Source organism: Lutibacter sp. (assembly GCF_040883305.1).
Taxonomy (GTDB): domain Bacteria; phylum Bacteroidota; class Bacteroidia; order Flavobacteriales; family Flavobacteriaceae; genus Lutibacter.
In genome coordinates, this window is record NZ_JBFLKT010000179.1 from 1 (window position 1) to 9,646 (window position 9,646).

9 protein-coding genes are annotated in these 9,646 nt (G+C 30.1%); 7 read left to right on the forward strand and 2 right to left on the reverse strand.

The window, feature by feature from the left end; genetic code table 11:
• Window positions 1-93: 93 nt before the first annotated feature.
• Window positions 94-1,995 carry an amidophosphoribosyltransferase gene (locus tag AB1Z17_RS05750; protein ID WP_368050842.1) on the reverse strand — a complete coding sequence of 634 codons (1,902 nt, stop codon included), beginning with the start codon at window positions 1,993-1,995 and terminating at the stop codon, window positions 94-96.
• A 70-nt stretch (window positions 1,996-2,065) separates the two neighbouring features.
• Entirely contained in the window at window positions 2,066-2,992 is a 927-nt protein-coding gene (locus AB1Z17_RS05755; RefSeq protein WP_368050843.1) for a PfkB family carbohydrate kinase, read from the reverse strand.
• A gap of 168 nt (window positions 2,993-3,160) precedes the next feature.
• On the opposite strand from AB1Z17_RS05755, the gene AB1Z17_RS05760 reads away from it, so the two are divergent.
• The 7 genes from AB1Z17_RS05760 to ggt all read left to right on the forward strand — a co-directional run.
• Window positions 3,161-3,583, forward strand: a complete 423-nt coding sequence (locus AB1Z17_RS05760) for a SufE family protein (protein ID WP_368050844.1) — start codon at window positions 3,161-3,163, stop codon at window positions 3,581-3,583.
• A gap of 212 nt (window positions 3,584-3,795) precedes the next feature.
• A complete protein-coding gene (locus tag AB1Z17_RS05765) occupies window positions 3,796-4,116 on the forward strand; it encodes a DUF59 domain-containing protein (protein WP_089377942.1) in 321 nt (106 codons plus the stop codon).
• The gene (locus tag AB1Z17_RS05770) at window positions 4,116-4,625 is read left to right on the forward strand and encodes a DUF2480 family protein (RefSeq protein ID WP_368050845.1); all 510 of its coding nucleotides are present in this window, start codon (window positions 4,116-4,118) and stop codon (window positions 4,623-4,625) included. The genes AB1Z17_RS05765 and AB1Z17_RS05770 overlap by 1 nt, the downstream gene beginning before the upstream one ends.
• Before the next feature lie 107 nt (window positions 4,626-4,732).
• A complete protein-coding gene (locus AB1Z17_RS05775; RefSeq protein WP_368050846.1) occupies window positions 4,733-5,818 on the forward strand; it encodes a CNNM domain-containing protein in 1,086 nt (361 codons plus the stop codon).
• Between the two features lie 180 nt (window positions 5,819-5,998).
• Window positions 5,999-6,877 carry a DUF3078 domain-containing protein gene (locus AB1Z17_RS05780; RefSeq protein ID WP_368050847.1) on the forward strand — a complete coding sequence of 293 codons (879 nt, stop codon included), beginning with the start codon at window positions 5,999-6,001 and terminating at the stop codon, window positions 6,875-6,877.
• Window positions 6,878-7,135: 258 nt separating this feature from the next.
• Window positions 7,136-8,056, forward strand: coding sequence for a DUF3078 domain-containing protein (locus AB1Z17_RS05785; protein WP_368050848.1), 921 nt, complete (start codon window positions 7,136-7,138; stop codon window positions 8,054-8,056).
• Window positions 8,057-8,190: 134 nt separating this feature from the next.
• A partial coding sequence (ggt, locus tag AB1Z17_RS05790) for a gamma-glutamyltransferase (RefSeq protein WP_368050849.1) occupies window positions 8,191-9,646 on the forward strand: 1,456 nt, incomplete at its 3' end.

Sequence of the window (9,646 nt, forward strand, 5' to 3'; positions counted from 1 at the left end):
CAGAGAAATTGATAGTACTTATAAACAGTACAAAAACTAAAAAAATAAATTTTTTGCTTTTATACTATCTAAATTAAGGATTAAAGTTTGTTTTTAATAAGCTCTTTTGTTACTCCCTTCATAAAAATTAATGAAGGAATCGTTAACAACTCTGTTCCCTCCAGGTGTTGGATAATCTCCTGTAAAATACCAATCTCCTAAATGATTTGGACAAGCCGTATGTAAATTATCAACAGATTGGTAAATAATTTCAACTTCAGAAGTTATTTCATCTGTTTTAAGCATTTGAGCAATTTTATCTGAAATTTGTTCATCTGAAAAGGCATCATAAATTTCTTTTACAGCATTTTCAATTTCTGAATCTTCTAATTGTTGTTGTGCTTTACATTTATTATATACCTCTTCAACCAAATTGAAGTTATTTGTCTCTTTTAATAATTCTAAAGCTGCTCTAAAGGCAATAAAATCGCCCATTCTTGCCATATCAATTCCATAACAATCTGGATAACGAATTTGTGGAGCCGATGAAACTATAATGATTTTTTTAGGTTTTAATCGGTCTAAAATTTTAATAATACTCATTTTTAGAGTAGTACCTCTTACAATACTATCGTCTATAATAACCAAGTTATCATCTGGTTTTACAATTCCATAAGTAACATCGTACACGTGAGCAACCAAGTCGTCTCTACTATTATCATCCGCAATAAAAGTTCTAAGTTTTGCATCTTTTATGGCTAATTTTTCTATACGAGGTCTTTCAGCTAAAATTTCTTTTACTTTATCAGCAGATAAATTTCGTTGTCCATGTAAAATGGCAGCCGTTTTTTGTTGATTTAAAAAATCTTCTGCAGCCTCACGCAGGCCGTAAAAAGAAGTTTCTGCAGTATTTGGAATGTATGAAAAAACGGTATTTTTTAAGTCGTTATTTATTTTTTCCAGAATTTTAGGGAATACTAATTTTCCTAAATTTTTTCGTTCGGTATATATATCTGCATCACTTCCTCTTGAGAAATAAATACGTTCGAAAGAACATGATTTTTGCGGCAACGGTTTTCTAATTTGATCAAAAGTAACTTTTCCATCACGTTTCATAATTAAAGCGTGCCCAGGTTCTAATTCCTTTACATCATCAATTGCAACATTAAAAACGGTTTGAATTACTGGTCGCTCAGAAGCTACAACAACAACTTCATCGTCTTTATAATAAAAGGCGGGTCTGATTCCTGCTGGGTCACGTAATACAAAAGCATCACCATGTCCCAATAAACCAGCCATTGCATAGCCGCCATCCCAGTTTTTTGCAGAACGTTTTAATATTTTTTTTATATTAATTCGTTTTTCAATTAAAGGAGAAGCGTCTTTCTTAGAGACATTTTTTTCATCTTTTAATTTTTCATATAATTTGCTAACTTCGTCATCAATAAAATGACCAATTTTCTCCATAACTGTAACAGTATCAGTCATTTCTTTTGGGTGTTGACCAATTTCAACCAGATCATTAAACAAACGTTTAGAGTTGGTCATATTGAAGTTACCTGCTACAATTAAACTTTTATGCATCCAATTACTTTGACGTAAAAATGGATGTACAGCTTCTATACTATTTTTTCCAAAAGTACCGTAACGTACATGACCTAAATATAGGTTTCCAATGTAAGGTGCGTTTTCAACTTGCCATTTTACATCGTCAATTTTTTCAGGAAATTGTTCATTTAAATCATTTAAACGATTGTTAATTTGAGCAAAAACATCTTGTATGGGTTGGTCGGCATTTGAGCGAACACGACTAATATAACGCGTTCCGGGAGCTACATTAAATTTAATACTTGCTATACCTGCACCATCTTGACCACGATTGTGCTGTTTCTCCATTAACAAATACATTTTATTTAAACCATAAAACGCAGAACCATATTTATCTTTATAATACTGAAGTGGTTTTAACAATCGAACCATTGCAATTCCACATTCGTGCTTAATAGCGTCACTCATAGTTTATGTTTTAGTATAGTAATATATGTAACTAAAAAATTCTGCACAAGTGCAGAATTTTAAAATAAAATTAACCTAATTCAATTTCAAATTGAGTTAATAATTTAAATTGTAATAAACGTTCTTGAATTTCTTGAAAAGTTAAATTTTCCATACGTTCTGTTCCAAATTTTTCAACACAAAATGAAGCTAAATTAGATCCTGAAATTACTGCTCTTTTCATATTTTCAAAAGAAATATCACCTGTTCGAGCAATATGTCCAATAAATCCACCTGCAAATGTATCACCAGCACCTGTTGGATCAAAAACTTCTTCTAAAGGTAAAGCTGGAGCAAAAAACACATTATCATCGTTAAACAATAGCGCACCATGTTCTCCTTTTTTAATCACCACATATTTTGGTCCCATTTCTTGTATTTTTTGGGCTGCTCTAACCAAAGAATATTCACCAGATAACTGTCTTGCTTCCTCATCATTAATTGTAATTACATCAATTTTAGCAATTACCTCCATTAATTCTGGTAAGGTATTATCCATCCAAAAATTCATAGTATCCAATGCAACTAATTTAGGTCTTACAGGAATTTGTTTAATAACTGCCATTTGAACAGAAGGATGTAAATTTCCTAACATTAAAAAATCAGTATCTAAAAACTTTTCCGGAACCACAGGTTCAAAATCTGCCAATACATTTAAATCTGTAATTAATGTATCTCTTGTGTTTAAATCGTTGTGGTATTTTCCTTTCCAAAAAAATGTTTTACCTTCTTTTATAATTTCAATACCATCTGTATTGATATTTTTATCATTTAATTTTTTTAAATATGCTGTTGGAAAATCTCCACCAACAACAGAAACAATTCCTGATTTTACTCCAAATTGTGATGCAGAAAGTGAAATATAGGTTGCAGCACCACCTAAAATTTTATCAGTTTTACCAAACGGAGTTTCAATAGCATCAAAAGCAACCGTTCCAACAATTAATAATTTACTCATTTTAAGTTTTTTGTTATTCCTGTAAATACAAGAATCTGTCAATAATTTACAAATATATTTATAGATAAGATTCCTGCCTTTATAGGAATGGAATTCTAATTTTTTTACCTTAATTTTGCAGTTCTTTAAAAGTTGCAATCTTAGATTGTGCAAAAATAAGTTTAAAAAATGACTATCAAAGAAATACAAGAAGAAATTATAGATGAGTTTTCAATGTTTGATGACTGGATGGAACGTTATGAATATATTATCGAACTTGGAAAATCCTTGCCTTTAATTGACGAAACCTACAAAAAAGATGAAAATTTAATAGTTGGTTGCCAGTCCAAAGTCTGGCTACATTCAGAAATTAAAGACCAAAAAATTAACTTTACAGCAGATAGTGATGCCATTTTAACAAAAGGAATTGTTGCTATTTTATTACGTGTTTTTAATGAGCAAACACCGGCAGCTATTTTAGATGCTGATTTGTTTTTTATAGATAAAATTGGTTTAAAAGAACATCTTTCTCCAACAAGAGCGAACGGATTGGTTTCTATGATTAAACAAATAAAATTATACGCACTCGCTTTTCAATCTAAATTGAGTTAATTCATGTATAAACTCAGCACACATTGGTTTTCAGTTTTTTCACGCTTTCTTTTTCCCTTTCTCTGCGTTAAAATTTTAAACCATGGCTAAGGCTATGTTTGAAAATTTTGCCTTGATAAAGAAAAAAATAAATTCGCCAAATTTCCCGAAAACCTAAATGTATTGAGTATATTTGCTCTTATTTAGAATGAATATAAAGAACGGTTTTAAGTATGAATAGTAATAGAGTAGAAGAATTAGGAAATAAAATAGTAGAAGTTTTAAAAACTATTTACGATCCTGAGATTCCAGTAGATATATTTGAATTAGGATTAATTTACGATGTTTTTGTAAGTGAAAATAACGATGTTAAAATATTAATGACCCTAACATCTCCAAATTGTCCAGTAGCTGAAACATTACCTGTTGAAATTGAAGAAAAAGTAAAAACACTTGAAGAAGTTAAAAATGCTGAGGTTGAAATTACTTTTGACCCAATGTGGACGCAGGATATGATGAGCGAAGAAGCAAAATTGGAACTTGGTTTTTTATAATGGCAGACGAGATTGTAAATAGAGTTGCTAAAAGCAAACTAAAAACCATAGATCTTGAAGATTTTTATCCAAAAGGTCCAAGAACTAGTATTGATATAAAAAAATGGTTGTTTCATGAACTCATTTTAAAAGAAAAAGACTTTCGTGAGTATTTAAAAAATCACGATTGGAGTCAATACCAAAACCATTATATAGCACTTACTTGCTCCTCTGATGCAATAATTCCGTCTTGGGCTTACATGCTAATTGCAACCTACACAAGTCCGTTTGCAATAAAAACTATTATTGGAAATTTAGAACAATTAGATATAGCAATTTTTCAGGATATGCTAAATAACTTTAGTGTTGAAACGTATAAAGATTTTCCTGTTATTATTAAGGGTTGCTCCAATAAACCAATTCCAGAAACTGCATATATTCAGTTGATTGAAAAATTACAGCCAGTTGCAAAAAGCATTATGTTTGGAGAAGCTTGTTCTACGGTATCACTTTATAAAAAGAAAAAATAGCATTTTAAGCTTGCCTTTGAAAATACATTAGAGATTTTTTTAGAATTATCTTTTATTTTCAAGTTGCCATTTTATTACTTACATTTAGCCTTTAAATCACTCAACTAATGACGTTACTCATATTTTATGCTGCAGTTTCTCTTTTCTTTTCATTCTTATGCTCTATTTTAGAGGCAGTATTATTGAGTATTTCTCCAACATTTATAACCATAAAAAAACAAGAAGGAAAAGCTTATGCTTCTAAACTAGAACTTCTAAAAAAAGATGTTGATAAACCCTTAATTGCAATTTTAACCGTAAATACCATTGCACACACTGTTGGTGCAATATTGGTTGGAGTTCAAGCAGAATCTTTAGATTTTGAAATAAATATATTTGGAATCAATGCCGTTGGAATTATTTCTGCAATAATGACTATTTTAATATTGGTTTTTTCAGAAATAATACCAAAAACAATAGGAGCGAAATATTGGAATAAATTAGCTGGTTTTACTGCAAATACGCTGATTCCTTTTATATTTGTATTAAAATATACAGGTGCGTTATGGTTGCTTCAACTAACTACCAAACTAATTGGAGGAAGAGGTGGTCATGGTTCTATTTTAAGTAGAGAAGATTTTCATACAATGACCGATATTGCACACGAAGAAGGTGTTTTTGAAGAAAGTGAAAGTGCTATTATTAAAAATCTACTTACCTTTAAATTAGTACAAGTAAAAGATGTTATGACTCCCCGAACTGTAATGACAAGGGCTTCTGAAGATATTACAATTCAAGAGTTTTTTAACCTACATCCGAAATTACGATTCTCTAGAATTCCTATTTTTAATGACAATTCAGACAATATCACCGGTTTTATTTTGAAAGATGATGTTATGGAAGAAATTATTAAAGGCAATGGATCTAAAAAACTTTCTGAAATAAAAAGAGAATTAATAATAACAAATAGAACAATTCCTATTCCAGATTTATTTGAAAAATTTATTGCCAACAAAGAACACATTGCTTTGGTTGTTGACGAATATGGAACAACTAGCGGAATTGTAACTATGGAAGATGTAATTGAAACCTTACTCGGTTTAGAAATTATGGACGAACGTGATACTGTTGAAGACTTACAACTACTTGCCAGAAAAAGTTGGGAAGCTAGAGCTAAAAAATTTGGTTTAATTGATAAAAATGAAGAGAGTTAGTTTTATAAAAAAAATATTTAAACTAATTCAGACAAGCCTTTTAATTACCCAAACATATTAAATCAGATCATTTTAAATAATTCAACTTTTTAAATGTAAATAACACGTTTTTTAACTTTTTTATATAAAGTATTCTTATTAATTTTGCTCGCTTAAATTATAATTTTCAATTAGAATTTTATGAAGAAAGCTTTTTTTCTATGTTTACTGTTGGGGTTCAACGTTACTTTATTGTTGTCTCAAGAAAAAGAATCATCTACTCCAAAATCAAACTGGACTAAAAAGGGAAAAATTTCTTTTATGTTCAATCAATCTGCATTTACTAATTGGGTAGCAAGAGGTGAAAACACCTTAGCTGGTAATGCCAGTATAAATTACAACTTTGATTATGCCAAGGGAAACTATACTTGGAAAAATAATATTACTACTTCCTATGGTTTAACTAAAAGTAAAAACACTGAGTTTGAAAAAAAAACCGACGATAGGATCGAATTTAACTCATTATTAGGTATTAATGCAGAAGGTTTTTGGTATTATTCTGTTTTATTTAACTTTAAAACACAGTTTACTAAAGGGTTTAAATATAGTAAAGATGCTAACGGAAAAGAAATTAGAACTGAATTTACCAACTTTTTTTCACCAGCTACATTTTTAATTGGACCGGGTATGTTATGGGAAAAAAGCAAAAACTTTAAATTTAATATTGCTCCTGCTACTACTAAATTAGTAATTGTAGATAAAGATTTTACATTGCCTAAAGGAGCCTATTTTGGAGTTGAAGAAGGAAAAAATACAAGATTGGAATTAGGTTTTAATGCTTCAGGTAGATTAAAAATCGACTTAATGGAAAATATTTCGATTGAAAATCTAATTAATTTATATGCCAATTATTTAGAAGATCCAGAAAATATTGATATTGATTACACAATGAATCTTGTAATGAAAATTAATAATCATTTTACTACAAACCTTATTTTTCAATCTATATACGATGATAATGCTTTTGAGGGCTTTCAAATAAGAGAGGTTTTTGGGCTAAGTTTTAACTATGGATTTTAGTTTTAAAATAACTGCTAAAGTCTTTTCATTTATATTAGTTATACTGTTATTTTAGTCTAAAATCAGCAGATCATTTTATTTATTTAAATTAGACTAACTATTGTCTCATTTTTTTCTTAAATTTAACTATTATATGTTCAGTTTACAGCAATTGTCAATTAATATTTAATTAGAAAATTAAAAAATAATGTGACTTTTTTCAATAAAAGTTGTCTTATTAATGCATATCTGCGCTCTTAAAAATTTAAATTTTAAAATATGAAAAAAGTAATTTTAGTATTAGTGTGTATGTTTGGAATAACGTACCTAAATGCACAAACAATTGAAGAATTAAAAGCTGAACAAGCTCCTAAAAAAGATTCAATAGCTGCCTTACAATCAAAAGTAAAAGCGATTCAAAGTAAAATAGACGCACTTCCAGGCTGGAAAAAAGGTGCGTTTGGTACAATTGGTGGAAATCTTTCTGGTTTTGACAATTGGTATTCAAAAGGAAAACCGAATTCATCTACAGGGAATATTGGATTTACAGTAAACGCGTTTGCAAATTTATTGCAAGAAAAGTTTTTTTGGAGAAACTCTGCAAATGTTAATTTAAGCTGGGTAAAGTTTGATGATAAAGACGATCCAACAGATAATAAAGATTTTCAAGAAGCAACAGATGTGTTTAGTATAACATCTTTATATGGGTATAAATTAAGTGAAAAATTTGCAATTTCAACTTTAGGTGAATACAAAACAACCATTTTAAGTAATTTTAACGACCCTGGTTATTTAGACCTTGGGGTTGGAGCCACTTGGACTCCAGTTGCAGATTTGGTTGTAGTAATTCATCCATTAAACTATAATTTTGTTTTTAGTAAAGGTGAAACTATTTTTGAGTCTTCTTTAGGTGCTAAAATAGTTGCAGATTATACCAAGCAACTTGGTGCTGTAAATTTTAAAACAAACCTTTCTGCATTTCAAAGTTATAAAAGTTCAGATTTTTCTAACTGGACTTGGACAAATTCATTTGGTTACACTCTTTGGAAAGGAATTGGTGTTGGTTTTGATTTAGGGTTAAGAAAAAACAAGCAAGAAGCTTTAAACTATGCTTTAGTAGATGATGATACTGCTACTTTTAGCAATGTTGATAATAAATTACAAACCTACTGGATGTTTGGATTAAACTATTCTTTTTAAGAGGTTTAATTAAATTCGAAAAAATAAAAATCCTAACAGTTCTTTTGAAATTGTTAGGATTTTTTGCGTTAAATCTCTTCGTATTATATGATTTTTTAATTTAAATTTGTTTAGAACCCATAAAATCTTCAATTATGAAATATTTATTAATAGTTATTATCGCATTTTCTTCAATACAAATAAATGCTCAAGACAGAATTACTGGTGCAAATTTTGTTACAAGATCAGAAGTAATTGCAAAAAACGGAATGGTAGCAACCTCGCATCCTTTAGCTACTCAAGTAGGTATTGATATTTTGAAGAAGGGCGGTTCCGCAATTGATGCTGCAATTGCAGCCAATGCAGCTCTGGGTTTAATGGAACCAACAGGAAGTGGTATTGGTGGTGACTTATTTGCCATAGTTTGGGATGCAAAAACACAACAACTCTACGGTTTAAATGCAAGTGGAAGATCACCAGAAGAATTAACATTAAAATATTTTAAAGATAATAATTATAAAAAAATCCCATCTTTAGGTCCTTTACCTGTTAGTGTGCCTGGTTGTGTTGATGGTTGGTTTGAATTGCATGCTAAATTTGGAAAATTACCAATGAATACAATTTTAACACCAGCAATAAATTATGCGAATGAAGGCTTCCCAGTTACCGAACTAATTGGATATTATTTTGAACGTTCTGTCCCATATTTAGGAGCTAAATTTCCTAATGTATTAGAAACATATACGGCTAATGGTAAAGTGCCTTCAAAAGGAACAATTTTTAAAAATCCGGATTTGGCAACTACCTATTCTAAATTAGCTAAAGGTGGCCGTGATGCTTTTTATAAAGGTGCAATGGCAAATACAATTGTTAATTTTATAAAAGAACAAGGAGGTTTTTTATCGTATAATGATTTGGCAACTCACAAATCGGAATGGGTAGAGCCAGTCTCCGTAAATTATCGAGGTTTTGATGTGTGGGAATTACCACCAAACGGACAAGGAATTGCTGCTTTACAAATGTTGAATATTATTGAACAATATGATTTTTCAAATATTGAATTTGGATCTGCTGAACATATTCATATTGTTACTGAAGCTAAAAAACTGGCTTTTGAAGACAGAGCAAAATACTATGCAGATATGGATTTTGCAAAAGTACCGGTTCAAGAATTATTGGATAAAGAATATGCGAAAAGCAGAAAAGAATTAATTACTGAAAGGGCTGGAAAATACAATGCTGGAGAAATTAGTGCTGGAGAAACTATTTATTTAACGGTAGCCGATAAAGAGGGTAATATGGTTTCTCTTATACAAAGTAATTATAGAGGAATGGGTTCTGGAATGGTGCCTCCAAAATTAGGTTTTATGTTACAAGATCGCGGTGAATTATTTACGTTAGAAGAAGGAAAGTTTAATACTTATGAGCCTAAAAAACGACCTTTTCATACCATTATCCCAGCATTTATTACCAAAAACGGAAATCCTTATGTAAGTTTTGGTGTTATGGGAGGTGATTTTCAACCACAAGGTCACGTTCAAATAGTAATGAATTTAGTAGATTTTGGAATGAATTTGCAGGAAGCCGGTGATGCTCCAAGAATTGAACACA

What these genes read in the sequence shown, in the direction of transcription:
- AB1Z17_RS05775 (WP_368050846.1), top strand. Translation starts at nt 4,733, where the DNA reads ATGACGTTACTCATATTTTATGCTGCAGTTTCTCTTTTCTTTTCATTC.
- AB1Z17_RS05780 (WP_368050847.1), top strand. Translation starts at nt 5,999, where the DNA reads ATGAAGAAAGCTTTTTTTCTATGTTTACTGTTGGGGTTCAACGTTACT.
- AB1Z17_RS05760 (WP_368050844.1), top strand. Translation starts at nt 3,161, where the DNA reads ATGACTATCAAAGAAATACAAGAAGAAATTATAGATGAGTTTTCAATG.
- AB1Z17_RS05770 (WP_368050845.1), top strand. Translation starts at nt 4,116, where the DNA reads ATGGCAGACGAGATTGTAAATAGAGTTGCTAAAAGCAAACTAAAAACC.
- AB1Z17_RS05765 (WP_089377942.1), top strand. Translation starts at nt 3,796, where the DNA reads ATGAATAGTAATAGAGTAGAAGAATTAGGAAATAAAATAGTAGAAGTT.
- AB1Z17_RS05750 (WP_368050842.1), bottom strand. Translation starts at nt 1,995, where the DNA reads ATGAGTGACGCTATTAAGCACGAATGTGGAATTGCAATGGTTCGATTG.
- AB1Z17_RS05785 (WP_368050848.1), top strand. Translation starts at nt 7,136, where the DNA reads ATGAAAAAAGTAATTTTAGTATTAGTGTGTATGTTTGGAATAACGTAC.
- AB1Z17_RS05755 (WP_368050843.1), bottom strand. Translation starts at nt 2,992, where the DNA reads ATGAGTAAATTATTAATTGTTGGAACGGTTGCTTTTGATGCTATTGAA.